The sequence below is a fragment of the Arthrobacter sp. Soil763 genome, assembly GCF_001428365.1.
In the GTDB taxonomy this organism is placed as follows: domain Bacteria; phylum Actinomycetota; class Actinomycetes; order Actinomycetales; family Micrococcaceae; genus Arthrobacter.
In genome coordinates this window covers 98,793-122,791 of sequence record NZ_LMSH01000001.1, presented here as the reverse complement: position 1 = coordinate 122,791, position 23,999 = coordinate 98,793, and the positions used below count along the sequence as shown (strand labels likewise).

Annotated in this window: 20 protein-coding genes; 10 read left to right on the top strand and 10 right to left on the bottom strand. The window is 68.7% G+C overall.

Translation table 11 applies throughout. The features are described 5' to 3' along the window. Positions 1–164: 164 nt before the first annotated feature. Both ASG71_RS00540 and ASG71_RS00535 read right to left on the bottom strand, forming a co-directional pair. Positions 165–992 (bottom strand): DUF1684 domain-containing protein, encoded by an 828-nt coding sequence (locus tag ASG71_RS00540; protein WP_056736058.1) that lies wholly within the window; start codon positions 990–992, stop codon positions 165–167. Positions 993–1,008: 16 nt separating this feature from the next. Beyond that, the gene (locus ASG71_RS00535; protein WP_056736056.1) at positions 1,009–1,653 is read right to left on the bottom strand and encodes a TetR/AcrR family transcriptional regulator; all 645 of its coding nucleotides are present in this window, start codon (positions 1,651–1,653) and stop codon (positions 1,009–1,011) included. Between the two features lie 135 nt (positions 1,654–1,788). Between ASG71_RS00535 and ASG71_RS00530 the strand changes: the two genes are divergently transcribed. The 4 genes from ASG71_RS00530 (at position 1,789) to ASG71_RS00515 (ending at position 6,838) form a co-directional block, all read left to right on the top strand. Beyond that, a complete protein-coding gene (locus ASG71_RS00530) occupies positions 1,789–2,469 on the top strand; it encodes an NADPH-dependent F420 reductase (protein WP_056736055.1) in 681 nt (226 codons plus the stop codon). An 88-nt stretch (positions 2,470–2,557) separates the two neighbouring features. Continuing rightward, entirely contained in the window at positions 2,558–3,412 is an 855-nt protein-coding gene (locus ASG71_RS00525; RefSeq protein ID WP_056736052.1) for a Rieske (2Fe-2S) protein, read from the top strand. Between the two features lie 150 nt (positions 3,413–3,562). Further along, complete coding sequence (gene ppc, locus ASG71_RS00520; RefSeq protein ID WP_056736050.1) at positions 3,563–6,379, top strand: phosphoenolpyruvate carboxylase; 2,817 nt, start codon at positions 3,563–3,565, stop codon at positions 6,377–6,379. Positions 6,380–6,532: 153 nt separating this feature from the next. Further along, complete coding sequence (locus ASG71_RS00515; RefSeq protein WP_056736048.1) at positions 6,533–6,838, top strand: hypothetical protein; 306 nt, start codon at positions 6,533–6,535, stop codon at positions 6,836–6,838. 34 nt (positions 6,839–6,872) lie between these two features. Here ASG71_RS00515 and ASG71_RS00510 read toward each other — a convergent pair whose 3' ends face one another. Beyond that, positions 6,873–7,517, bottom strand: coding sequence for a DedA family protein (locus ASG71_RS00510; RefSeq protein ID WP_056736046.1), 645 nt, complete (start codon positions 7,515–7,517; stop codon positions 6,873–6,875). Between the two features lie 97 nt (positions 7,518–7,614). After that, complete coding sequence (locus tag ASG71_RS00505) at positions 7,615–8,616, bottom strand: RluA family pseudouridine synthase (protein ID WP_056736044.1); 1,002 nt, start codon at positions 8,614–8,616, stop codon at positions 7,615–7,617. A gap of 144 nt (positions 8,617–8,760) precedes the next feature. Between ASG71_RS00505 and ASG71_RS00500 the strand changes: the two genes are divergently transcribed. Beyond that, the gene (locus tag ASG71_RS00500; protein WP_056736042.1) at positions 8,761–9,408 is read left to right on the top strand and encodes a YczE/YyaS/YitT family protein; all 648 of its coding nucleotides are present in this window, start codon (positions 8,761–8,763) and stop codon (positions 9,406–9,408) included. 24 nt (positions 9,409–9,432) lie between these two features. Here ASG71_RS00500 and ASG71_RS00495 read toward each other — a convergent pair whose 3' ends face one another. The 3 genes from ASG71_RS00495 to ASG71_RS00485 form a co-directional block, all read right to left on the bottom strand. Next, on the bottom strand, positions 9,433–10,269 hold the full coding sequence (locus ASG71_RS00495) for a DNA-formamidopyrimidine glycosylase family protein (protein WP_056736040.1): 837 nt from the start codon (positions 10,267–10,269) through the stop codon (positions 9,433–9,435). After that, positions 10,262–15,283, bottom strand: a complete 5,022-nt coding sequence (locus tag ASG71_RS00490; RefSeq protein ID WP_056736038.1) for a DNA glycosylase AlkZ-like family protein — start codon at positions 15,281–15,283, stop codon at positions 10,262–10,264. Before ASG71_RS00490 ends, ASG71_RS00495 begins: the two co-directional genes overlap by 8 nt. Positions 15,284–15,350: 67 nt before the next feature. Next, positions 15,351–15,986 (bottom strand): DUF4232 domain-containing protein, encoded by a 636-nt coding sequence (locus ASG71_RS00485; protein ID WP_235563890.1) that lies wholly within the window; start codon positions 15,984–15,986, stop codon positions 15,351–15,353. A gap of 303 nt (positions 15,987–16,289) precedes the next feature. On the opposite strand from ASG71_RS00485, the gene ASG71_RS00480 reads away from it, so the two are divergent. After that, positions 16,290–16,799, top strand: coding sequence for a peptidase (locus tag ASG71_RS00480; RefSeq protein ID WP_235563889.1), 510 nt, complete (start codon positions 16,290–16,292; stop codon positions 16,797–16,799). Positions 16,800–16,834: 35 nt separating this feature from the next. On the opposite strand, the gene ASG71_RS00475 is transcribed toward ASG71_RS00480, so the two are convergent. The 3 genes from ASG71_RS00475 to ASG71_RS00465 form a co-directional block, all read right to left on the bottom strand. After that, positions 16,835–17,755 (bottom strand): F510_1955 family glycosylhydrolase, encoded by a 921-nt coding sequence (locus ASG71_RS00475; RefSeq protein ID WP_056736034.1) that lies wholly within the window; start codon positions 17,753–17,755, stop codon positions 16,835–16,837. A 109-nt stretch (positions 17,756–17,864) separates the two neighbouring features. Next, positions 17,865–18,566, bottom strand: coding sequence for a cache domain-containing protein (locus ASG71_RS00470; protein ID WP_056736032.1), 702 nt, complete (start codon positions 18,564–18,566; stop codon positions 17,865–17,867). Beyond that, entirely contained in the window at positions 18,563–19,324 is a 762-nt protein-coding gene (locus ASG71_RS00465; RefSeq protein ID WP_056737140.1) for a FadR/GntR family transcriptional regulator, read from the bottom strand. Before ASG71_RS00465 ends, ASG71_RS00470 begins: the two co-directional genes overlap by 4 nt. Before the next feature lie 327 nt (positions 19,325–19,651). Here ASG71_RS00465 and ASG71_RS00460 point away from each other — a divergent pair, with 327 nt between their 5' ends. From ASG71_RS00460 to ASG71_RS00445, 4 genes are read left to right on the top strand one after another with little or no spacing between them, the layout of a single operon-like run. Next, on the top strand, positions 19,652–21,196 hold the full coding sequence (locus ASG71_RS00460) for an APC family permease (protein WP_056736031.1): 1,545 nt from the start codon (positions 19,652–19,654) through the stop codon (positions 21,194–21,196). A 9-nt stretch (positions 21,197–21,205) separates the two neighbouring features. Continuing rightward, positions 21,206–21,811, top strand: a complete 606-nt coding sequence (locus tag ASG71_RS00455) for a dimethylamine monooxygenase subunit DmmA family protein (protein ID WP_056736029.1) — start codon at positions 21,206–21,208, stop codon at positions 21,809–21,811. After that, entirely contained in the window at positions 21,808–22,779 is a 972-nt protein-coding gene (locus tag ASG71_RS00450) for a PDR/VanB family oxidoreductase (protein WP_056736027.1), read from the top strand. The genes ASG71_RS00455 and ASG71_RS00450 overlap by 4 nt, the downstream gene beginning before the upstream one ends. Before the next feature lie 9 nt (positions 22,780–22,788). Further along, the gene (locus ASG71_RS00445) at positions 22,789–23,883 is read left to right on the top strand and encodes a heme-dependent oxidative N-demethylase family protein (RefSeq protein WP_056736025.1); all 1,095 of its coding nucleotides are present in this window, start codon (positions 22,789–22,791) and stop codon (positions 23,881–23,883) included. The last annotated feature ends 116 nt before the right edge of the window (positions 23,884–23,999 follow it).

Sequence of the window (23,999 nt, the reverse complement as noted above, 5' to 3'; positions counted from 1 at the left end):
GCGGCCTTACGCGCGAACGTACACTTCAGGCCCTGCGTCTGCGTGCTTTGCGCGCGAACGTACACTTCAGGCCCTGCGTCTGCGTGCTTTGCGCGCGAACGTACACTTCAGGCCCTGCGTCGCCGCGCTTTTTTGGGCGCGAAGTGTCCGTTCGCGCTGGGGGATCAGGCGAACGGGGCCTTCTCGCCGGCTTCGATCCGGTAGTCCAGGCTGTTGATCTTCACCGGCATGGGGCAGGTGCCGTAGGGGGTGAAGGCGCTGGGGTAGTTGATCGCCCGGTTGAAATCTAGGATGACGCTGCCGTCGGGCCTTGGCCGGGCCGTCGACACCTTGCGCCACTCGTCTGTCGTGTCGCCGTTGGTTTCGTCGTGGAACGTCACCGTCAGGGCGCCGAGTTTTTCCTCCTCGGCCTGCAGGCGGCACTCATGCGCCTGCCCGGGAAGCCGGAAGACGAGTTCGCCCACCGACCGGTGCACCCCGTCCACCAGCGGGTTGGCGGTCCCGATAGGCACGTCCACCGGCTCCGGGTAGGGCTCGAAGCGGGCTTCGATGACCAGGTCCGGCCGGTAGTCGAAGGTGGGCACGCCGTCGAACCCGGTGAACACCGGCGACGCCGAATCCCGGGTGCGGATCGCGTACCTGCCGGCCCGCATGGCCAGTTCCACCCGGACCCGGCGCCCGTCCGCCCCGCCGAACTGGACCCAGAGCAGGGACTCCTCGTCGGCTAGGACGGCGCGGATGGTTCCGTCCACGGGTTCGCCGGTCTCCACGAGGGTCAGCCCGTCGGCCGCGGCAGCGGTGAGAACCGCCGTCGAGCCGTCGGTGGACCACAGTCCCGGGGCGGTTTCGACGGCGGCGGGCGACGCCGGGAGCCACTGGAAGGACGTTAGGGTGAGCCAGCCGTAATCGGCGGCCAAGGCTTCGTTGCGGTTCTTCCGGAAGCGCTGCCAGCGGACCAGCTGGGCGTCGGCGGCGGGAGCGTCGGTGGTCATGAGATTCTCCGGCAGGTCAGTGGCGGGCAGGCGGGGACGGAAGGGCGGCGGCCACCAGCTGCGCGGCGGTGTTGCGGGCGGCGGTGGCGGCGGCGGGGTCGGCGTCGAGCACGCCGCTGGCCAGCCCGCCGTCGAGGACCAGGGTGAGGCTGCGCGCCAGCTGGTCCGGGTCGGCGGCCCCCGCCTGCTCGGCCAGCCCCCGGATCCAGGCCAGGATCTGCTGTTTGTGGGCGACCGTGCGCTCATGCACGCGCGTGCCCGACGGCGCTTCGGCGGCGGCGTTGATGAACGCGCAGCCCCGGTAACCGTCGCGCCGGCAGGCGCTGGAGAGCGCGTCAAAGAGTCCGACCAGCTGGTCCGCGGGGTCCGGGCCCGCAGCTTCGGCGGCGGCGCGCAACTGCCCGGTCCACACGCCGTCGACCTGCTCCAGATACGCCAGGATCAGGTCGTCCTTGGCCGGGAAGTACTTGTAGAAGGTTGCTTTGGCGACGCCGGACTCGGCGATGATCGTGTCGACGCCGGCGGCACGGAGGCCCTGGGCGTAAAAGAGCCGGAAGGCGGTGGCGAGGATCTTCTCCCGGGCTGCTCCGGCCGGGGTCCGCGCTGCCCGCGGGCCGGCCTCGGCGGCGGCGGTGGGGGCGGCGGCTGCGGACGGGGTCATAACTTCATGGTACACAGACGAGTCTGTCCAAACAGTGATTGCCGTAGACAGTTCTGTCTGATAGCGTCTCGTTTGCGGTAGACGAACTTGTCTACCCGTTGCGAGCCCAATCCCTTCTTCCCGAATGAGGTCCCCATGAAAATCGCAGTATTCGGCACCGGCACGGTCGGCCCCACGGTCGCGGCCGCCCTCGCCGCGCTGGGCCACGACGTCGTCATCGGCACCCGCGACCCGCAGGCAACGCTGGCCCGGACCGAGGCCGGTCCGATGGGCGGCGCGCCGTTTTCGCAGTGGCACGCCGAACACAGCGGGATCCCCCTGACCGGTTTCGCGGAGGCAGCCGCCGGCAGCGAGATCGTGGTCAACGCCACCAACGGCAGCGGCTCGCTGGACGCCCTGACCGCAGCGGGTGCAAGCAACCTTGCTGGCAAGGTCGTCATCGACATCGCCAACCCGCTCGACTTCTCCCAGGGCTTCCCGCCGTCGTTGAATCCGGTGAACACGGACAGCCTCGGCGAGCAGCTCCAGCGCGCTTTTCCCGAGGCCCGGGTGGTGAAGACGCTCAACACGATGAACGCGGCCGTCATGGTCGACCCGGCGAGCGTGGCCGGCGGGGACCACTCGGTGTTTGTCTCCGGCAACGACGCGGATGCCAAGGCGGTGGTGGCGGGGCTGCTCGCCGAGCTGGGGCACCGCGACATCATCGACCTCGGCGACATCACCACGGCCCGCGGCACGGAGATGCTCCTGCCGATCTGGCTCCGGCTGTGGGGCGCCCTCGGCAACGCGGACTTCAACTTCAAGATTGCCCGCTAGGGGTGCTTTCGGGCCTTGATCCGCCCGCAGGCCGGGTGGAACACTGGGTGCCCTGCGCACTTCTCCGGCCCGAAACCCAGGAGTAGACATGAACCCGCTGGATTCCCTCGTAGCTTCGATCGAGCGCTTTGACCGGCTGGACGGGGTCTCGGCCGCCCTCGCCGGGGTGGTCGGCAAGGCGGTGCAACCGCGAGTTGTCCGGAACGTCCTCAGCGGCACCCTCATCGGCCACCCGGTCCATCCGCTGCTCACCGATCTCCCGATCGGCGCCTGGAGCATGGCGGCCCTGCTGGACACCCTGGGCGGCGAGACCATGAAGCCCGCCGCCGACCTCCTGGTGGCCGTCGGGATCGCCGCCGCCGTTCCGACGGCCGCGGCCGGGCTCAACGACTGGTCGGACACCCAGGGAAAACCCCGCCGGGTGGGGCTGGTGCACGCCGCGGCCAACAGCGCGGCGCTCGGCCTCTACGCCGCGTCCGGCGTCGCCCGGTCGAAGGGAAGCCGCGGGCTGGGCAAAACGCTGGGCCTGGCCGGATTCGGCATCCTGATGGTCGGCGGCTTCCTGGGCGGCCACCTCAGCTACGCCAATGGGGTGAACGTGAACCGGACGGCCAACCGGACCGGCCCGGCGAAATGGACCCCGGTGCTCGACGACGCCGAGCTGCCCGACGGCGGCCACCGCAAGGTGGAGGCCGGCAAGGTCTCGGTGCTGCTGTACCGCTCGGGTTCGAGGATCCTGGCCGTGGACAGCGTCTGCAGCCACATGGGCGGCCCGCTTGAACAGGGCGAGATCGACGGCGGCTGCGTCGTCTGCCCCTGGCACGGCAGCACCTTCCGCCTGAAGGACGGCAGCGTCGTCCGAGGCCCCGCGACCCGCCCGCAGCCCCGCTACGAGACGCGCCTGAACGAGGGGCGGATCGAGGTCCGCCGGACGCCCGGATAGCCCTGCGCCGGACCCCACAGGGCGGGACGCTAGGTGAGACGGATTCCCGGCTCTCGCGTGAGCCGGGTAACATCCCATGGGTACAAGTAACCCGGCTCACAGTATCCAGCGCAGTGTACGAGCCACGTCGAACCCTCGAAAGATGTTTCCATGGCTGACACTGCAATGACTTCCGGCACCGATCTCGCCGCCGAACTGCGCGCCGACGTCCGCCGGGTGTCCACCCTCCTCGGCGAATCCCTGGTCCGCCAGCACGGCCCCGAGCTGCTCGACCTTGTGGAGCAGGTGCGCCTGCTGACCAAGGAATCCAAGGAAGCCGCCCGCGGCGGCGCGGACGCCACCGGACCGTGGAGCTCGTACGACGTCGTCGCCCAGGTCCGCGAACTGCTCGGCTCCCTGCCGCTGGACCAGGCGACCGACCTCGTCCGGGCCTTCGCCTTCTACTTCCACTTGGCCAACGCCGCCGAACAGGTCCACCGGGTCCGCGGGCTCCGGACCCGGCAGGAAAAGGACGGCTGGCTGGCCAAGGCCGTCGCGGACATTGCCGGTCAGGCCGGGGCCGGGGTGCTCCAGGACGTCGTGGACGAACTCGACGTCCGGCCCATCTTCACCGCCCACCCCACCGAGGCGTCACGCCGGTCGGTGCTGGACAAGATCCGCCGGATCTCGGACATCCTGGCCGAAACGACCCGGGAGGGCACCTCGGCCCGCCGCCGCCAGGACCGCCAGCTGGCCGAGGTGATCGACCAGATGTGGCAGACGGACGAACTCCGCCAGGTCCGGCCCACCCCGGTGGACGAAGCTCGGAACGCGATCTACTACCTCACGGGAATCCTCGGCGACGCCATGCCGGAGATGCTCGCGGACCTCTCCGACCTGCTCGGCGAGCACGGCGTCACCCTGCCGGTTGCGAAGGCGCCGATCCGCTTCGGTTCCTGGATCGGCGGTGACCGGGACGGCAACCCCAACGTCACCGCCGGTGTCACCCGCGAAATCCTGCAGATCCAGAACCAGCACGCCATCCGGATCAGCATCGGCCTGATCGACGGGCTGATCTCCATCCTCTCCAACTCCACCGCGCTGGCCGGGGCGGACCAGGAACTGCTGGACTCGATCGACGTCGACCTGAAGAACCTTCCCGGCCTGGACCGCCGGGTGCTGGAACTCAACGCGCAGGAACCGTACCGGCTCAAGCTGACCTGCATCAAGGCCAAGCTGCTGAACACCGGCCGCCGGGTCGCGGCCGGGTCCTCGCACGAGCCCGGCCGCGACTACGCCGCCACCGCGGAGCTGCTGGCCGAACTCGGCCTGCTCGAGGCCTCGCTGCGCAACCATCAGGCGGGCCTCGCCGCGGACGGCGCCCTCGCCCGGGTCCGCCGCGCCGTCGCCTCCTTCGGCCTGCAGCTGGCCACCCTCGACATCCGCGAGCACGCAGACCACCACCATGACGCCGTCGGCCAGCTGATGGACCGCCTCGGCGGACCCGGCGTGCGGTACGCGGAGCTCAGCCGGGCGGAACGCCTGGAGGTGCTCGGCTCCGAGCTCGCCTCCCGCCGGCCGCTCTCCGGCCACCCGATCAAGCTCGACGGCGTCGCGGACGGAACGTACGACGTCTTCCGCGAGATCCGCAGGGCGCTGCGCACCTACGGCCCCGACGTGATCGAGACGTACATCATTTCCATGACGCGCGGCGCCGACGACGTGCTGGCCGCGGCGGTGCTGGCCCGCGAAGCCGGGCTGGTCAACCTCTTCGGTGAGGCGCCATACGCGAAGATCGGCTTCGCCCCGCTGCTGGAAACCGTGGAGGAGCTGCGCGCGTCGGCCGAGATCGTGGACGCGCTGCTCTCGGATTCGTCCTACCGGGAACTGGTCCGGCTGCGCGGCGACGTCCAGGAAATCATGCTCGGCTATTCGGACTCGAACAAGGAATCCGGCGTGATGACGAGCCAGTGGGAGATCCACAAGACGCAGCGCAAACTCCGCGACGTCGCCGCCCGGCACGGGGTGCGGGTGCGGCTCTTCCACGGCCGCGGGGGCTCCGTGGGCCGCGGCGGAGGGCCGACCTACGACGCGATCATGGCCCAGCCCAACGGTGTGCTGGAGGGCGAAATCAAGTTCACCGAACAGGGCGAGGTCATCTCGGACAAGTACTCGCTGCCCGAGCTGGCCCGCGAGAACCTGGAACTTTCGCTCGCCGCGGTGCTGCAGGGCTCGGCCCTGCACCGCACCCCGCGCACTTCGGAGGACCAGCGCGAGCGCTACGGCCACGTGATGGACGCCGTCTCCGACGCCGCGTTTGCCCGCTACCGCACCCTGATCGACGATCCGGACCTGCCGGCGTACTTCATGGCCTCCACCCCAGTGGAACAGCTGGGCTCGCTGAACATCGGCTCCCGGCCCTCCAAACGGCCCGACTCCGGCGCCGGCCTCGAAGGGCTCCGCGCCATCCCGTGGGTCTTCGGCTGGACGCAGTCGCGGCAGATCGTCCCGGGCTGGTTCGGCGTCGGGTCCGGGCTCAAGGCCGCCCGCGAGGCAGGGCACTCGGCCCAGCTCGTGGAGATGATGGAGGGCTGGCACTTCTTCCGGTCCGTGCTCTCGAACGTGGAAATGACGCTCGCCAAGACGGACATGGATATCGCCGGCTACTACGTCTCCACCCTGGTCCCGGGCGAGCTGCACCACCTGTTCAAGGCCATCCGGGCGGAGTACGAGCTGACCGTGGCCGAGATCCGGAACCTGACCGGCGAGGACCTGCTGTTGGACGCGCAGCCCACGCTCAAGCGCTCCCTCGAGATCCGCGACCAGTACCTTGACCCGATCAGCTACCTGCAGGTGGAGCTGCTCCGCCGGGTCCGGGCCGGCGCCGCGGAGACGGACATGCCCAACGCCGAGATCGACGAGCGCCTCCAGCGGGCCATGCTGATCACGGTCAACGGCGTGGCGGCAGGCCTGCGCAACACCGGGTAGTCCCTTCCGACGCTCCCTCACGTCCGGCGGGTTTATTTCGGACGCTCCCTCAGGTGTGGCTCAAAGTGTTCCGGGATGCCGCCGGATCTGAGGGAGGGTCGCTGTGGATGCCGCCGGATCTGAGGGAGGGTCGGAGGCCGCTAGGGTGGGTTCATGCCCTCGTTCCAGACCAGACTCAAAATCACCGGGCTGAAGCCGGGAACGCCGCCGGAGGCGGTCATGGAGACCGCCGTCGAGGCGCTCGGGACCCGGCACCATGTGGAGGCCAACCAGCTTGAGCTCGCCGGGGGCGTGCCGCAGTTGAACCTGCGCTTCCTGGTGGACGCCACGGCCTACGCGGCGGAAAACCGCCAGGCGCTGGAGTCGGCCGCCATGATGCGTGACGCCGTCGAACGCGTTGCGGTCACTGGAACCCTCATGGTGCTGCGGCGCAGCCGCGGCCGCTGGGCGCCGGTCTAACAGAGCCGGTGTCACAGCAGCGGCGGGCTGCCGCCTAGAAATCGAGCTCGGCGTCCGGGTCCGTCGCGGACGGTCCGGCTTCCACGACGGGCGAGCGGCTGCCGCGGCGGCGGGTGACGATCAGTCCGACGACGGCGCCGATCACCAGGCCAAGGAGCACGCCGATCAGCGAACTGGCCCAGAACGGCAGCCGCGTGGCCGACCCTGTGACGTAGCCCAGCCCGGCGGACCAGGCGGCCCAGAGCGTGCCCCCGAGCGCGGCACAGAAGCTGAACCCGCGGGTGGAGACGTTGGCGATCCCGGCCGCCGCCGTCGTGGCGAGCCGGCCGCCGGGAATGAAGCGGATCCCGATGATGCCGCCGTAGGTGGAGGACCTGCCCGCCTTGGCGATGGCCTGGTGCACGCCGCGGTGGAAGGTGCGTCCCCACCGCCAGCGGTCCAGCACATGGCTGAGTCGGCGTTTGAACAGCTGGAACACCAGCACGTCACCGATCCAGGAGGCCAGGGCGGCGAGGAGCACCACCAGGAAGACGTTCGCGCGGCCGTCGGCGGAAAGAGCGCCGCCGGTGATAACCAGCATCTCGGACGGGACCGGCGGGAAGATGGCGTCGCCGAGCACGATGGGAACGATCCAGCAATAGATTGCCGCTCCCCAGGTGTCCGCGCTCGCCAGTTCCATGGGCACAAGGTACCGCAAAGCGGACCGGACACGCGCGGGCCGGACACGCGCGGGCCGGACACGCGCGGGCCGCTCCCGCGCCGGCCGGGGAAGCCGGTTACCGGCCGGCGGCTGCGCCCTGCCGGTCGTCGGGATCGCCCGGGCGGGCCTCGGAGAGCTCGAGCCGGCTGCGGTACTCCACCGGCTTGCCGGAAATGGGGTCCACGAACCGGATGCCGCGGGCGAGCAGCTGCAGCGGCCTGGCGTAGTCGTCCGGCGCCTTGTCCAGCAGCTCGGGATAGAACGCGTCGTTCACGATCCCGAGACCCAGCGAGGCCATGTGCACGCGCAACTGGTGCGTCTTCCCGGTGTGCGGCTCCAGCCGGTACAGCGCCCGGCGCGGGCCGCCGTCGTCGGGAGCGGCCGACGACGCGTCGCCGGGACCGCCGAAGGTGCGGATCCGTTCGATCCGGGTCTCGGCGTTCGGCTCGCCGTCGATGACCTCGGCCAGCAGGTAGCTGCGGGACTTGGTCATCCGGTTCCTGACCACCACGGGGAAGTCGACGGCGGGATGCCCCGGCGCGGGGTCCGCGGCGGACACGCACTCGTATTCCTTCTGCACCCGGCGTTTTTCGAACAGCACCTGGTACCTGCCGCGGGTCTCGGGGTTGGTGGAAAGCAGCAGGATGCCGGCCGTCATCCGGTCCAGGCGGTGCATCGGGACCAGGCCCGGCAGCTCCAGCTGGTTCCGCAGCCGCACCAGGGCCGACTCCTGGATATAGGTACCGCCCGGGGTGGTGGGCAGGAAGTGCGGCTTGTCCACGACCAGGAGGTGCTCGTCCTGGTGCAGGATGTTCAGTTCCACCGGGATCCGCGTCTCCGGCGGCAGCGAGCGGTAATACCAGATGAAGGTGTGGCGCTGCAGCGGGGTGGTCCGGTCCAGGGGGACGCCGGCCTCGCCCACGATCTCGCCGGCGTCGAAGCGGTCGGCGATGCCCTGCGGGTCGATGTGCCCCCAGCGGTGCATCATGTAGTCCATCGCGGTCTCCCACGGACCCTCGTCCGGCAGGCGGAGGCGAGTGGCGTTGACGCCGTCGCGCACGGGAAGGGGGGACTGCATCACCGCTCCATTCTACTTTGGCCGTCCCGCCGTCGAAACGGACCGTCAATGTCGGCGCAGCTGCAAGAAGCGGGGCGGGGGAGTGCCGTAACGAAGGCGGCCTCGAGGAACTCCCGCGCGCGGGACGGTGGCAGGATGGTGCCTATGATGACGCGCAGACTCCTTCAGCTCCTCATTGGCCTCGCCTTGTTCGGCGCGTCCCTGGCGATGGTCGTCCGCGCTGGGCTTGGCTTGGCCCCGTGGGACGTGTTCCATCAGGGGCTTGCGGGCAAGGCCGGGCTGAGTCTCGGAGCGGTGCTGGTCATCGTCAGTTTTCTGGTGCTGTTGCTGTGGATCCCACTTCGGCAGCGGCCCGGCGTGGGCACGGTCAGCAACGCCGTGCTGGTTGGCGTGTTTGCCGACGCCGGGCTTGCGCTCATACCGCAGTTCTCCCACCTCGGCGGCCAGATCGCGCTGTTGGTCGGAGCGGTGCTGCTCAATGGTGTGGGCTCCGCCCTGTACATCGGCGCGCGCCTCGGACCCGGGCCGCGGGACGGGCTGATGACCGGGCTGGCGTCGCGCACCGGGTGGAGCGTTGGAACGGTCCGGACCGGCATCGAAGTGGCTGTCCTCGCCGCCGGCTGGCTATTGGGGGGCTCGGTGGGGCTGGGAACCGTGCTGTACGCCCTGGCGATCGGGCCGCTGGTCCAGCTCATGCTGCCGAGGTTTACTGTGCCGCAACCGGCTTCCCGGCGCGAAACGCTGCCCGAGCCGGAGACCCCGGGGATCGGAACATCGGCGCCGGCGTCGTAGGCGTTCGTCAGGCGGCTCCCGGCCCTAGCTCCCCGGTGCCGGTTGGCACTGCGGGCAGAAGTAGATGTCGCGTTCCTCGGTGCCGCTGTCCTTGGCCAGGACGCCGCGGCGGATCGGCGTGCGGCATTTGAGGCAGGGCTGGTGTTCGCGCCGGTAGACCCAGTACCCGGGCCGCCCGGCCGTGCGCCCCACGGGAACGCCGCGCGCGTTCAGCACGGTGACCCGGCGCCCGGGGCCGAGATTGGCGGTCAGCAGGACCTTCGCGTCGGTGATCATCGCCGCGAGGTCGGGCACCGCGGAGACCGGCGCCGCGGGATGCACGCCGGACAGGAAACAGGCCTCGCAGCGGTAGATGTTGCCGATGCCGGCGAGGTTGCGCTGGTCCAGGAGGGCGACGCCGATCGGCACCTCGGGCGCAGCGCGCAGGCGGCGCTCGGCTTCGGCCATATCCCAGTCCGGGCCGAGCAGGTCCGGACCGAGGTGCCCGACCACGCTGTCCTCATCGGCGGTCGGAATGACCTCCAGCAGCCCCAGGGAGAACCCGACGGCGTCGGCGCTCGCGGTGCGGAGCACGCACCGGGCCGTGAACCCGGGCTTGCGCCAGCGGCCCCCGGGCGGGTAGATCTGCCAGGTCCCTTCCATCTTCAGGTGCGAGTGGATCGTCAGCCGGTCCTGCGGCCGCGGCCCCGCCACCCGCATCAGCAGGTGTTTGCCGCGGGGAACGACGTCCTGTATGGTCCAGCCGCCAAGTTTCAGCGTGGCGAAGCGCGGCACGCGGAAGTCGGAGGCGAGCAGTTCCTTGCCGGCCAGCGCGGCGTGCAGCTGGGCCGCGGCGCGGAAAACGGAATCTCCCTCAGGCACGGATTCTCAACCCCTTCGGCGTCGAGTAGGCGCCGGCCTGCGCCAGCGCAGCGGCGACGGGCGTATCCAGGATTCCGTGCCCGTTGACCTTTTCCATGACCAGCTTGTCGACGGCGCCGCGGGTCACCACGCCCACCAGGGCGGCGCCGGCGGCGGCGAGGACCTCGGCGTCGTCGTCGAAGGCCAGCAAGGTCTTGCCGCCGCGTTCGACGTAGAGCACCAGCGCGCCGTCGACCAGGACCACGAGCGCGCCGGCTTTGCGGCCGGGACGGTGGCCGGTGCCGGCTTCCACATCCAGGGCCGGCCAGGGCAGGGCCGCGCCGTAGGGGTTCGCCGGATCCGTGGCGGCGAGGGCCAGCGCGACCGGCTCGGACTTGTTCACCTGGGCGTCCTCGACGTAGGACCGCAGCCGGTCCACCGTGGCAGGCACCGCGAACTGGGCTGCGCCGAGGTGCTCGATGAAGTAGCCGCGGCGGCAGCGGCCGGCCTCCTCAAGCCGGGCCAGGACCTTGTACATCAGGCCGAACCCGCCCAGGATGTTCTCCGCCATGACCGAGCCCCGGGTGACGACGCCGTAGCGGTCCAGCAGGAGTTCCGCGGTGGCGCGGGCATGGATCGTGGCGTCCAGTTCGGGGGCGGGCAGCGCCGACCAGCGCCCCGCGGCCAGCGGCGGCGTGGGGGCCGCCCCGGCGGCGGAGCCGTACCGGCCGCCGGGCATGCCGGCGGATCCGAGCAGCCCGGTGCCGTGCGCGCGGCCCAGCCGGCTGAGCCGCGGTGCCCGGGCCCGCGGTGCGCGGGCGACCTGCCGGTGGGCGGTGTGGCCGCCGGCGATCAGGGCCCGGACCGGGGCGAAGGTGTCCCCGGTGATCCGGCCGGCCCAGGCCAGGTCCCAGAGCGCCGCGACGACGTCCTGGTCGCTGAGGACCGCGTCCATGCCGCCGGCGATATCGGTCAGCTGCCGGAAGAAGTAGCCGCCGCCGTTGTTCTGCAGGTGGTCCAGCAGCCGCTGCTGGGCGTCGCCCGGTGTGAACTCCGGGGCCGGGTTCAGGGTCAGTTCGGCCGAATCCGCCAGGTGCAGGCTCACCCAGCCGTCATTGCCGGGCAGTGACCCGGCGCCGGACCAGAGCACCTCGCCGGCGGCCATAAGTTCATCCAGCATGGCCGGCTGGTAGTTGGAGACGCGGCCGGCCAGCACCAGCGGTTCCCACGCGGAGGCGGGAATCGGCACACCGGAGAGCTGGTCGATGGCGGTGATGATGCCGTCCAGCCCGCGCAGCGCCGACTGGCCGCGGCCGCCGGGCGTCCGCACATGCTGCCACGCCGGCAGGAACCGTCCGTAGGCCGACGCGTCCACCGGCTCCACCTCGGCGCGCAGGGCGGCCAGTGACCGGCGGCGCAGCTTCCGGAGCACCTCGGCGTCGCACCATTCGCTGGCTCCGGCCGGGGGCACTACGACGGCCGGAGGGGCTGCCTCCGAGGTGCCGACTTCGGCCGGGTCGCCGGTATCTTCCGGGGCCGCGGCATGGGGGCGGAACTCGCCCTCGACGACCCTCCCGTCCGCGGCCAGCCGCTTCAGGGCGGTGCCGACGACGGCGACGCCGAGGCCCAGCCGGGCGGCGGCCTCCGCGGCGGTGAACGGCCCGTGGGTGCGGGCGTAGCGTGAGACCAGGTCATCGAGCGGGTCCGCCACGGGTTCGATGAACGCCAGCGGCACGCCCATGGGCAGGGGCACGCCGAGGGCGTCACGGAGCCTGGCGGCGTCTTCGACCGCCGCGTACCGTTCGACGCCGCCGATGTTGACCTTGATGGCGCGGTTGGCGCGCTGCAGCGCAGCAAGGTGCGCCGCGGCCGTGGCCGCGTCCGCGGCGGGAAGCTCGGGAGCTGCCTCCGCAGCCTCCGTCCCGGTCTCCGGGACTTCGGCCGGGGCCGGCAGCGAAGCGGTATCGGATGCGGCGTCGCCCTGGAGCCGGACCGCGACCTCGTCCGGGGTCAGCGGACCCAGGAGTCGCAGCAGGTCGGCCACGCCCTCCAGGCCGCGCATCCGCCGGTCCGGGGCCAGCCGCTGCAGTTCACGCTCGGTGGCCTCGATGACCTTGGCGTCGAGCAGTTCGCGCAGCTCCACCCGGCCCAGGAGTTCGTTGAGCAGGGTCGAATCCAGTGCCAGGGCGGCGGCGCGGCGTTCGGCCAACGGCGAGTCGCCCTCGTAGAGGAACTGCGCGACGTAGCCGAACAGCAGGGACTTGGCGAAAGGGGAGGGCTGCTGCGTCGTGGTCTGCAGGATGCGCAGCTCTCGCCGGTCGATCGAGGCGGCGATGTCCTTCAAGGCAGGGAGGTCGTAGACATCCTGCAGGCACTCGCGCACGGTTTCGAGCACGATCGGGAACGTCGGGTACTTCCGCGCCACGTCCAGCAACTGCGCCGAGCGCTGGCGCTGCTGCCACAGGGGCTGGCGCTTACCGGGGGTCTGCCGAGGCAGGAGCAGGGCACGGGCGGCGCATTCGCGGAACCGGGAGGCGAAGAGCGCGCTGCCGCCGACCTCCGCGGTCACGATCTGTTCGAGCTCTTCGGGTTCGAACAGGAACAGTTCCGCCCCGGGCGGCTCGTCCTCCATCATCGGCACGCGCAGCACGATGCCGTCGTCGGCGGCCATCGCCGAGCCGTCCATCCCGTAGCGCTGGTGCAGCCGCTGGCCGACGGCGAGGGCCCACGGCGCGTGCACGGGCAGCCCGAACGGACTGTGCAGCACCACCCGCCAGTCGCCCAGCTCATCGTGGAACCGCTCCACCACCAGGGTCGTGTCGCTGGGGACCACCTCGGTGGCGAGCTTTTGTTCGGCGAGGTACTGGACCAGGTTGTTGGCCGCGAAGTCGTCCAGGCCGCTGGCCTTGCAACGCTCGGTGGCGGGCCCGACGTCGGACGCGGACAGTTCGCGCACGAACGCGCCCAGCGCACGGCCGAGGTCCACCGGACGGCCGAGCGAGTCGCCCTTCCAGAACGGGAGCTTGCCGGGCTGGCCGAAGGCGGGGGAGACCAGGACGCGGTCGTGCGTGATGTCCTCGATCTTCCAACTGGTCGCGCCGAGGGCGAAGACATCGCCGACGCGGGATTCGTAGACCATCTCCTCGTCGAGCTCGCCGACGCGGCGGCCGCCCTTGGCGGGGGAGGCCTTGCCGGGCGTCTTGCCGTCGCCGGAGCTGCCGGAACCGCCGGAGGAACCGGTTCCCTCGACCTCGGTGCCGATGATGTAGACGCCGAAGAGGCCGCGGTCCGGGATGGTGCCGCCGGAGGTGACGGCCAGCCGCTGCGAGCCGGGCCGGCCCTCGATGGTGCCGGCGTTGCGGTCCCAGACGATGCGCGGGCGCAGTTCGGCGAATTCGTCCGAGGGGTAGCGGCCGGCCAGCAGGTCCAGGGTCGCCTCGAATGCGGAGCGGGGCAGGGAAGCGAACGGGGCGGACCGCCGGACCGTGGCGAACCATTCCTCGACGTCGATCGCACCCAGCGCGGTGGCGGCGACGGTCTGCTGGGCCAGGATGTCCAGCGGGTTGGCCGGCACGCTGAGCCGTTCGATCTTGCCGTCGAGCATGCGTTCGACCGTGATCGCGGTGTGCACCAAGTCCGCCCGGTGCTTGGGGAAGAGCACGCCCTGGGAGATCTCGCCCACCTGGTGGCCGGCGCGGCCCACCCGCTGCAGGCCGCTGGCCACCGAGGGCGGGGACTCGACCTGCACCACCAGGTCCACGGCGCCCATGTCGATGCCGAGTTCCAGCGAGGACGTGGCGACGACGCAGCGCAGCCGGCCGGATTTCAGGTCGTCCTCGATCAGGGCGCGCTGGTCCTTGGAGACGGAGCCGTGGTGCGCCCGGGCCAGCACCGGATCCGCCCCGGCGGTGCTGCCGGCCTGGGCCATCATGTGCGCGGGCGTGGCCGTCGACGCGGGCGCGACGGATCCGCCTGCCGGCCCGCCGTCGTCGTCCCAGCCGCCGCCGGCGGCCATCAGTTGACGTTCGGCATAGATCTCGTTCAGGCGCGCGGTGAGGCGTTCGGCGAGCCGACGGGAGTTCGCGAAGACGATGGTGGACTGGTTGGCCAGCACCAGGTCCACAATCTTCTCCTCGACGTGGGGCCAGATGGAGGCGTGCGGCTGCAGCCCGGACGCCGGGCCCGAGTCGAACGCCCCGGCGGCGCCCTGCAGGTCGGACATGTCCTCGACCGGTACCGACACGGTCAGGTCCCAGGTCTTCTTGGCGGGCGGTGCCACGATTTCCGCCGGCGCCGAACCCGCGAGGAACTGCGCCACGAGTTCCTTCGGCTCGACCGTGGCGGAGAGGCCGATCCGCTGGGCCGGTTTGGGCAGCAGCGCGTCGAGGCGCTCCAGCGAGACCGCCAGGTGGGCGCCGCGCTTGGTGCCGGCGACGGCGTGGACCTCGTCGATGATGATAGTGTCCACCTCCTCCAGGGTCTCCCGTGCCTTGGAGGTGAGCATCAGGAAGAGGGACTCGGGGGTGGTGATGAGGATGTCCGGCGGGTGGCTGAGCAGCGAGCGGCGGTCCGCCGCCGTCGTATCCCCGGAGCGCACGCCCACGGTAATCAGCGGCGCGGGCAGGTCGAGCCGCTTGGCGGTCTGCGTGATGCCGATCAGCGGGGCGCGGAGGTTGCGTTCGACGTCGACGCCGAGGGCCTTCAGCGGGGAGATGTAGAGCACGCGGGTTTTCCGCTTCGGAACCTTCCGGCGCCCGGGCTTGGCGGCGGCCTCGACGCCGGGAAGCGGCTCGGGCTCGGCGGGGGCGGAGACCAGGAGGCGGTCCAGGGCCCAAAGGAACGCGGCGAGGGTTTTACCGGAGCCGGTCGGGGCCACCACCAGGGCATGCGCGCCGGAGGAGATGGCGTTCCAGGCGCCCTCCTGCGCCGGCGTGGGCGCGGAGAAGGCGCCCAGGAACCATTCCCGGGTCGGCCGGCTGAACCGGTCCATGGCAACGGCTGCGAGTGTGCCGCCGGCGAGCTCCTGCCCCTTCATCCCTCCATCATGCCCTACCGCTACGACACTCTTTCGCGGCGCGGATGGCGGTGTCCGGCGGGAGGGGTCACAGGGCCGTGAAGGCTCCGATGGTCAGGAGGTTGACCGCGGATTCCCAGCAAGCATCCTTGGCCGCGGGGACGAACAGGGAGGCCGTGTCCTCCGGCGGGTAGACGCGGAATCCCGCGGCAGGGGTCCGGGTGCAGTCGGGGTAGTTGGCTGCCTGGGTATAACGCAACGTGGCTTTGCCGGCCTTGCCCGGGGCGAGGAGCACGTCCGTAGCCGGCGCCGACTCATCCCGCTTCGCGGCCGCCCCGATGGGTTCGCCGCTGGCCCCGGCGGTGAGGGATACCCCGGGGTAGCCCTGCAGCAGGCAGGGTTCGGTTCCGGTGTTCTTCAGGATCAGCTGTATGTAGACGCTGCCGGCGGCGCCGCCGCCGCGGCTGTCCAGGGATGCGGTGAGGTGTGCTGCCTTGCAGCGGGCGGGGCCGGCGGCTGACGAGGTCGTGGCCGCGGCGGACGACGGCGGCGCCGACGTGGTGCCGTCCGCGGTCGCCGCCGGGGTCTCGGCGGCGGATTCGCTGGCCGAGGCCGACGGCGGCGTGCCGGTGGCGGCGTTCGAGGCCCCCTGCGGCTGGCTGGTGGCGCAGCCGCTGAGCAGCAGCGCAGCGGCCGCCGCCGCTGCCGCTGCCAGGGAAGTCATTGCCAGTCGTGTTGTGCTCTGCTGAGGCCTCATGGCTCCAGCCTTATGTTCCACGGTTGCCTGAGTCAACGACGCCACGACGCAGGACCCGGATTGATGCCCGGATTGTAATTTCCGGGCCCTCAAGCCGCCGGGCCGGCGCCCAGCACCGAGGCGGCAGCGGTTCCCGGCGTCGGGCCTGAATCACCGGGCGGCGCGAGCATGGGGCTGCGCATGCCCGGGCCGTTCTTCTGCCGCTGCACACCGGCCCTGTGTTGTAAGGTGCTGCGATGACCTCTCCGACCGACGCACCTGGCAACGGCTGTGGCCCCTAACCGCCGCGCGGTCCGTGTGCCGGCCGATGACTATCCGGCAGGGCCGGCGGGCCGCGAAGACGGCGCCCACGCTGTTCTTACCGCCGTGGATGTCCCCGGCCATGGCCGGTTCTTCCTCACCGACGCGGCCCTGGAGATGGTCGGGGTGTTCGGCGGGACGCTGCACTGCTACCTCGGTCCGGGCGGGTGCCGGAAACAAGGCCTGTACTTCTCCCGAACCCTGCCCCGCAAACCCCTCCGCTGCGAACTGGTGCAACGGAGCACCGGGGACGCTGACCCGGCGTCGGAACTGCAGCTCAGCGTCAGCCACGAGCTGGCGCCCCTGCTGGACGGGGCAATCCTGGATTTCGGGCAGTACAACAAGATGCAGCGGTTCGTCTGGGCGTCCTTGCCCGCCGTGAAAGGGCCCCAGTGCATGTGCTTCCGCGCCGCCGGGGCGCCGGCAGGAAAACGCTCCCCGTGCCTGGATGACGCAGGAACCGGGCTGACCGACCTTTAGCCGTAACCCCTGCGTACTCTCCCACGGGAGTCCTGTTATTGCTTCACCGTGGGCGCGCCGGTGGTGGCGGCGGGACCGCTGCCCGGAGCGTAGGGGCCGAACGTGAGGCCGCCGTCGGTGGAAACCTCCAACCCGTGGCCGGTTGCGACCCAGACGGTGATCTGGCTGTCCGTGCTTTGAGTAGCGGCGACGGCCTGCACCGGCCCCGTCGGCTTGCCCTTGGCCGTCCACGTCAGGCCGGCATCGTCCGAGCGGTAAACGGTGCCGTCCGGGGCGACGCCGGCAGCGGTCCGCTTGCTGGCGAAGGCTGCGAACTGGATCACGGGGGAGGCCGGGACCTTGGCCCACGTGGCTCCGCCGTCGGTCGAGCGCCGCAGCCCGTCTTGCGCGGTGGCGAGGACGGTATCACTGCCGGCGTGCCCGGCCAGGGCGGCGGGCTGGAAGTCCACCCCGACGGACTTCCAGGATTTTCCGTCCGGGCTGATCCGCAGCGCGCCGTCGAAAGCGACGAGCCCGGATCCCGTCGCGGCAAGGGCGTGGAAGTCTGATTCGCCTTGGCGGGATAAGGGGAGCCAGGTCTTGCCGCCGTCGCTGCTGGTGATGAGGCCCAGGGGGTCCGGATCCGCGGAGCCCGGCCCGGGGTGGCCGGAAGCGTAGAGGATTTCCGGGCTCCCTGCGGCGGTGTAGCCCATGAGGTCATTCGTTGGCCCGACCTTCGCAACGGGGCTTGTGGTCACGTCATAGAGTCCGTCGTGGGTTGCCAGGAGCAGCCGCCCGGTGGCGGGGTTGACGCTGAGGCCGTGGACGTGGGCGTCGGGGAGACCGGTACTTGCGGTGGATGCCGCGGGTACCGCCGGGGCGGCCGCGGGACTACAGGCCGAGAGGCTTATCGCAAGGCCTGCCGCTGCGGCGACGGCAGCCGCCGTCCGGCTCCGGGGCGTGGAGAAAACAGTCACTAGAAAAACTCCTGGAAGGATTGATACGTGAGGACTGGGGGAGGGGCGGGCGGGACCGCGAATGGCCAACGCCGCCAGGGCTGCCGCAGGCCATCATCCCGGCCGGCAGCTAGCGGGCGGTGAGCAGCGAAAGGCCGAGATGGGGCACGTCGACCGGAATCAGCTGTTTGTCATCGGGGATCGATCGAACCCTCTCTCCGACCAGATAGGCGCCGGAGTTGCCCACCACCACGCGGCGGCTTTCATTGAGAAGGGCGGCGTCGCCCGGGATGGCCCTGAGGGCAGGCATGAAGATTTCTTCCAGCTTGCGGATCCTGATGTCGTAGCCGGCTACTCCCACGAATCTGCCGTCGAGCCGTATGGGTGCGGTGTGGGTCAGGATGTACTCGTCCAGGCCGAGGTAGTCCACGTACGGGCCCCACATGGATTGCTCACCGGTACGGCTTGCCGCGGTGAAAAAGGGCATGTTCTGGTAGTCATAAAACCGTTCGCCGCCCGGGATGAGATCGAACTCGAGCTTTTCGATGCCTTTGGCGCGGGTGGTCCACCATTCAAGGATGCCCCCTCTGCTATCGATGGCGTCCACCGAGAAGATGACTCCGGCCCCTACGGCGAAATCGTGCTTCTCCAGGAACTCTTTGGACATGTGTTCAAGCGCTGCGATATCTCTCGGCGTGACGCTGAGAGGGGTGCGGCGGCCGGTCCACAATGCGCCGGTTCTGGCTGCAAATTTGTAGACTTCCTGGCCGAGCGCATTCGTCCAATCGGCGATCTCAGCTGCAGCCTTGGTGGCGGGGTTCTCGTTGGTCATGAGCGCTCCTGCTGAAACGGGGGGTATCCGAGGGACAGTTTCGCGTCCACCAAATGGTGAATGTCATGGCGTATATGCTCCAGCACGAGCCGCTGGGCCTCCTCGGGGGCGTCGTTGGCGATCACCCTGGCAAGGGCCAGGTGCTCGGCGGCCACCTGTTCCGGATCGCGTGCCAGCGACACGGTCGACCACAGGGCCTGGACCGTTTCGGATTGGAGTCTGATCTCGGCGTTGGTCAGCCGCGGAGACTGCGCAAGCACCGCAAGTTCTATGTGGAACCGGCTGTCGGCCCGTGCCTGCAGTTCAGGTTTGTCCGTCATGACGACACCCCGCGCAAGGTCCAGAAGCCGGTTCGTCTCGTGCGGTTCGGCCCGCTCGCAGGCCAGTCGCACAGTGGCGGCTGCGATGGCGGCGTGTTCGTCACCCACATCTCTGATCTCGGCAATGGAAGTCTCCTGGAACCATTTCCGGATGACTTCGGAGGAGGTGAACGGCTGTCTCACGATGAAGGTCCCACCGCTGCGGCCCCTTCGGGTGGCCACGATCCCCTGATCCCGGAGTTCAGAGAGGGCTTCACGGAGCGTGGACGGGGCGACGCCGAACATCTCCGACAAGGCAGTTTCGCGAGGAAGGCGTTCACCGACCTTGAGTAACCCCAGGGAAATCGCCTTGGAGATCCGTTCGACGATCGCTTCAGAGCGCTCCGTCTCCGGCAGTGACCGGTAGATCTGGGCTTCAAAAGCTGTGGTAGATGCCAAGGCCGACTCCATGAAAGTTGAAAACAGCAGTAACTCTAGTCCGATTGGCACCACGGCCCTCACCGGGCAGCAGCGCACGTCTGGTAGGCCGGAGCTGTTCAGGGAGCGCCTCCCGCTCCACTGGATAGGTAGTCCTGCTGGACAGGAGTCTACTGCAGCCGCACTCAAAAAGTTGCCAACCATAGCTTTTGGCGGCGGTTTAGGGCTCAGGAGTCATTTTTGACCGTCAGGATGTCATCTCTTGCGCTCGTAAAGATATGAAACTATGGTTTTTACGACGTGGTCCCGCTCACAGAACGGCGGTATGACCCAATCCAAAGGAGTCCAATGCGTGTAGAAACGCCTGAGCCGGTTGCGGTGGTTGAGCTCGATGAAGACGCTCAGCACCTTGCCAACCTCGGCTACTCGTACGAGAGCCGGTTCAAACGGGAGATGTCGTTCTGGGGAAACGTCGCTCTAGGCTTTACCTATTTGTCGCCCGTAGTGGCGATTTACTCGCTGTTTGCAGCGTCGTTGAGTGTCGCCGGACCGCCCATGTTTTGGTCGCTTGCCATTGTCGGCGTCGGCCAGTTCTTAGTCGCCTCCGTCTTCGGCGAGGTTGTCGCGGCCTATCCGGTGGCCGGCGGCGTGTACCCGTGGTCCCGCCGGCTGTGGGGACGCAAATGGGGCTGGATGAATGGCTGGGTCTACCTCGTCGCCCTGCTGACGAGCATCGCAAGTATCGCGTATGGAGCCGGACCGTTCCTGAGCGCCCTGCTCGGTATGGAGAACACGGTCGATTCCATCATCATCGCCGGACTCGTCGTCATCGCGCTTGCGACCGCCCTGAACCTGGGAGGCACCAAACTCCTGAACGCCGTTGCCATGTTTGGTCTCCTGGCAGAACTTGGCGGAGCATTGGTCGTCGGCGGCTGGCTGCTCGTTACCGCGCGGCACCACGACCTGAGTGTGCTGTTCCAGTCCTTCGGTGCCGGTGACGGCAGCAACTATTTCGTGGCCTTCGCTGCGGCAGGGTTGATTGGCATTTTCCAGTACTACGGCTTCGAAGCATGCGGGGACGTCGCTGAGGAAGTTGTGAACCCGGGCCGGACCATTCCCAAAGCCATGAGAATGACGATCTACATCGGCGGGTTCGCCGCCATGTTCGTGTGCCTGTCCCTGATCCTTGCCGTGCCGGACTTCGGCGCCGTGATTTCCGGAGAGCACACCGACCCCGTCGGTGACGTCCTCCTCGCGGCCTTCGGCCCGATCGGCTTCAAGGTCGTTCTGGGCGTCGTCATGGTCTCGTTCCTCTCCTGCGTACTGAGCCTGCAGGCCGCGACCTCCCGCCTTGCCTACTCAATGGCCCGCGACGGCATGCTTCCCGGAAGCAAGCTGCTGAGTGTCTTCAGTGAAACCCGGCGCGTCCCACCGTACGCCCTGCTCCTTGCAGGCATCGTGCCGGCCCTGATTGTGATTGGCTCGAAGGTTTCCAGCGACGCCCTCACGGTAATCATTTCGTTCGCCGCCATGGGCATGTACATGGGCTTCCAGATGGTCGTTCTCGCTTCCCTACGGGCACGCATCCTCGGCTGGAAGCCGAACGGCGCTTTCCGGCTCGGTGCCTGGGGCTTCCCCATCAACGTCGCGGCCCTGGTCTGGGGAGTCCTTGGCATCATCAACATGGCCTGGCCGCGAACGCCGGAGGACGGCTGGTTCGCCAACTACGTCGTTCTGATTTCCGCCGTCGTGGTCGTCGGAACGGGCTTGATTTACATGGCCTGGAAAAAGCCGCATCTCAGGAGCGAAGCCCCGGCCGCCGACGCCGTTTCGACGGCGTCCTACCGCTCCGGCGCTGTGGACCGTGTCGCGGCGCTGAAGGATGAAAGGTAAGAACTCCCGATGCTCATCACCGGTATCAAGAGCCGTCCTGTCTATGACGAGCTCACACCCATGGCCAGCGGGCTTAACCACATCGCTGCCGCCCAGGGCAGCGGAGGAAAGCCGTTGGTGCGTCTGCTGACAGCCATGACCCCGGAGCAGTTGGCTTCGACGACGGTCCTTTACTCAACAGAATCCTTCACGGGCCACAACTTCCTGTCGGAGCTCCAGCAATTCGCAGTCCGCGAACTGCGCGTCTTCCCCGGCAACGCGGACGCGGTCGGGGGACTCGACACAGTCCTTGCCGCGGCAGAAATGGGAACCAGGCTGTACCTGGCTGGTTCCGAGGGCTTCATCGGCACCTCGATGCAGGTTGCGACGTCCTACGGCATGCACCGGGATGAAGTCCTCCGGGAGCACGCCGGTTCATTCGTGAGGCGTGTGTGGTGCGCCCACTGCGGCCACTATTCCGAAAACGTCGCTCACAGGGTGTTTGTATGCCCGGGCTGTGAGCTCAATTTGATCGTCCGCGATCACTACTCCGGGCGGCTCGCAGCCTTCCAGGGAGTCAAAGCGGACAGCGAAGTACCGGGCGAGTTGCCGGCGAACGAGGAGTTGGACACATGAGCGAAGCCCAGCATGGAGCGCTGCAGCTCCAGGTCAAACGTATTGAAGCGGTCACCCCGGAAATCAACCGGTACACCTTATGCGCAGTCGACGGTTCCTGGCTTCCTGCATTCTCCGGCGGCAGCCATCTCACCGTCCTGATTCCCGTGGGGGAAGAGACCAAGCGCAATGCGTACTCACTGATGAGTTCGCCATACGACACCAGTGAATACCAGATAGCCGTCCGGAGGGTCGACGACGGGAAACGCGGCTCCGTGGCCATGCATAGCAGCGTCCGCGAGGGCGATGTTCTCCTGGCCGGTATTCCGGCAAATCTCTTTCCGGTGTCCAAGCATGCCCGGCATCACCTGTTCATCGCAGGAGGGGTGGGCATCACGCCCGTCTTTGCCCAGCTGGAGGAACTCAGCCTGAAGGGAAGTTCCTTCGAACTTCATCTGGCCGTGCGCGGCCCGGAGCACGCCGCCCTTGGCTACGAGCTGAAGGACCGCTACGGGGACCGGGTCACGCTGTACGGCCATGACGGCCAGTCCCGGCTGAACACCCTGGACATTCTGGCAGGACGCCCCCTCGGGACCCATGCCTATGTCTGCGGACCGACGCGAATGATCGACGACGTCGTTGCCTCGGCCCACGGTCTGGGCTGGTCCGACTCGAACATCCACTTCGAACGGTTCGACGACCTGGGATCCACCGGCGACCCGTTCTCCGTAACCTTGGCACGCTCCGGAGCGGTGATTGAGGTTTCCCCCGAACAGTCACTGCTCGAAGCCGTCGAAGAAGCTGGTCATACGCTGCCCTACCTCTGCAGGGGCGGTGCGTGCGGAGAGTGCGAAACCGAAGTCCTGGAGCTCGAGGGAACCATCGACCACCGGGACGACTGGCTATCCGAGTCGGACCGATGCACCAACAAGCTCATCCTGCCCTGCGTCTCACGGGCGACCTGTACCAAACTCGTTATCAACGCTTAAGGACCACCAGTGACAGCATCACCGGCATCAACGGCCTTCAAAACAGACGAAACCTACACTCCCGAAGGTAACTACAACTTCAAGAACTCCCCCGAGGGCGTTCGGAGGCTCCCCTTCCCCTTCCCCGACGACGACTACATGTACTCCATGAACCTGGAACCGCACGTTCCGGCCGGAGACGGGGCCCTCAAAGCCGCGTTCGACGTCGACGAACACTACGTCTCTGAATGCGCCCACCGCGCCCAGATGCTCCGCGACATGCCAGGTGTTCACTACCTTGCCTTGCCGCACATGATGGAAGCCCAGTGGGACCTGCTCGAGCTCATCTTCGAGTCCTACGCGAGGGATTTTCCGGAACACTTCACCCTCACCAAGGACGGCAACGAGTGGCGCTGGCAGAACCGCCTGCTGAACATCGATGACTCGTTCACCTTCGGGGACCCGTCGACCCTGCCCATGGATCCGATGAAGTACGCCACCCGGCAGGCGCAGGGCGAATTCGTCGTCCTTGAAGAGAAAGACAACACCCTCGTCATCGGCGCAGGCATGACGACCCAACGGGCCGACTATTCGCTGAAATTCAACGTCGGAATGAGCTTCTTCGAGTTCCACGGACCGGTTCCCAAGCTGCACGACATGGGCATCCTGGACAGGGCGCTGAAGTTCCTGCTGCGCATGAAGCCCGGCCACCCCGTCAGGCGCGTCAACTGGTCGCTCACCGTCAACCCCCGCCTGGAGACATCAGTGGAAACCCTCCACGAATGGGCGCCCGACCGGACGACGGTCACCAGCGAGAACGCGGGCGAGAAGGTGTACCTGCGCATTGAACTGCAGCCACTGCACCGCCTGCCCCGGTCAAACGCCATAGTCTTCCCGGTCCGTACCTACCTCGTCAGCCTCTCCGAGCTCGTCCAGTACGCGCCCAACTGGGCAAAACGCATACACCGCGCCCTCGCGTCCCTGGATCCGGAACTCGTCGACTACAAGGGCTTCCACCGCTACCACGCAGCTGCCGTCGAATGGCTGTCACACCACGACGACGGCGCTCCCTTGGCCACGGGCTATCCCTGGGCTTCCGGAGGAATCCAGCCCACCGGCGAGTAGGGCCACAGGAGTCGGCGCCCGTTTCAGGCGCGGGCACCGACCTTCGCAGTACCCACGAGAGCCGGCGGCAGGCCGCACGAGGGACCACCCCTCGTCGTCATGAACCCTGCCGCCGG

Excerpts from the sequence above, each read along its gene's own strand:
- ASG71_RS00540 (WP_056736058.1), bottom strand. The coding sequence starts at position 992 with ATGACCACCGACGCTCCCGCCGCCGACGCCCAGCTGGTCCGCTGGCAG.
- ASG71_RS00535 (WP_056736056.1), bottom strand. The coding sequence starts at position 1,653 with ATGACCCCGTCCGCAGCCGCCGCCCCCACCGCCGCCGCCGAGGCCGGC.
- ASG71_RS00530 (WP_056736055.1), top strand. The coding sequence starts at position 1,789 with ATGAAAATCGCAGTATTCGGCACCGGCACGGTCGGCCCCACGGTCGCG.
- ASG71_RS00525 (WP_056736052.1), top strand. The coding sequence starts at position 2,558 with ATGAACCCGCTGGATTCCCTCGTAGCTTCGATCGAGCGCTTTGACCGG.
- ppc (WP_056736050.1), top strand. The coding sequence starts at position 3,563 with ATGGCTGACACTGCAATGACTTCCGGCACCGATCTCGCCGCCGAACTG.
- ASG71_RS00515 (WP_056736048.1), top strand. The coding sequence starts at position 6,533 with ATGCCCTCGTTCCAGACCAGACTCAAAATCACCGGGCTGAAGCCGGGA.
- ASG71_RS00510 (WP_056736046.1), bottom strand. The coding sequence starts at position 7,517 with ATGGAACTGGCGAGCGCGGACACCTGGGGAGCGGCAATCTATTGCTGG.
- ASG71_RS00505 (WP_056736044.1), bottom strand. The coding sequence starts at position 8,616 with ATGCAGTCCCCCCTTCCCGTGCGCGACGGCGTCAACGCCACTCGCCTC.
- ASG71_RS00500 (WP_056736042.1), top strand. The coding sequence starts at position 8,761 with ATGATGACGCGCAGACTCCTTCAGCTCCTCATTGGCCTCGCCTTGTTC.
- ASG71_RS00490 (WP_056736038.1), bottom strand. The coding sequence starts at position 15,283 with ATGAAGGGGCAGGAGCTCGCCGGCGGCACACTCGCAGCCGTTGCCATG.
- ASG71_RS00485 (WP_235563890.1), bottom strand. The coding sequence starts at position 15,986 with ATGACTTCCCTGGCAGCGGCAGCGGCGGCGGCCGCTGCGCTGCTGCTC.
- ASG71_RS00470 (WP_056736032.1), bottom strand. The coding sequence starts at position 18,566 with ATGACCAACGAGAACCCCGCCACCAAGGCTGCAGCTGAGATCGCCGAT.
- ASG71_RS00460 (WP_056736031.1), top strand. The coding sequence starts at position 19,652 with ATGCGTGTAGAAACGCCTGAGCCGGTTGCGGTGGTTGAGCTCGATGAA.
- ASG71_RS00455 (WP_056736029.1), top strand. The coding sequence starts at position 21,206 with ATGCTCATCACCGGTATCAAGAGCCGTCCTGTCTATGACGAGCTCACA.
- ASG71_RS00450 (WP_056736027.1), top strand. The coding sequence starts at position 21,808 with ATGAGCGAAGCCCAGCATGGAGCGCTGCAGCTCCAGGTCAAACGTATT.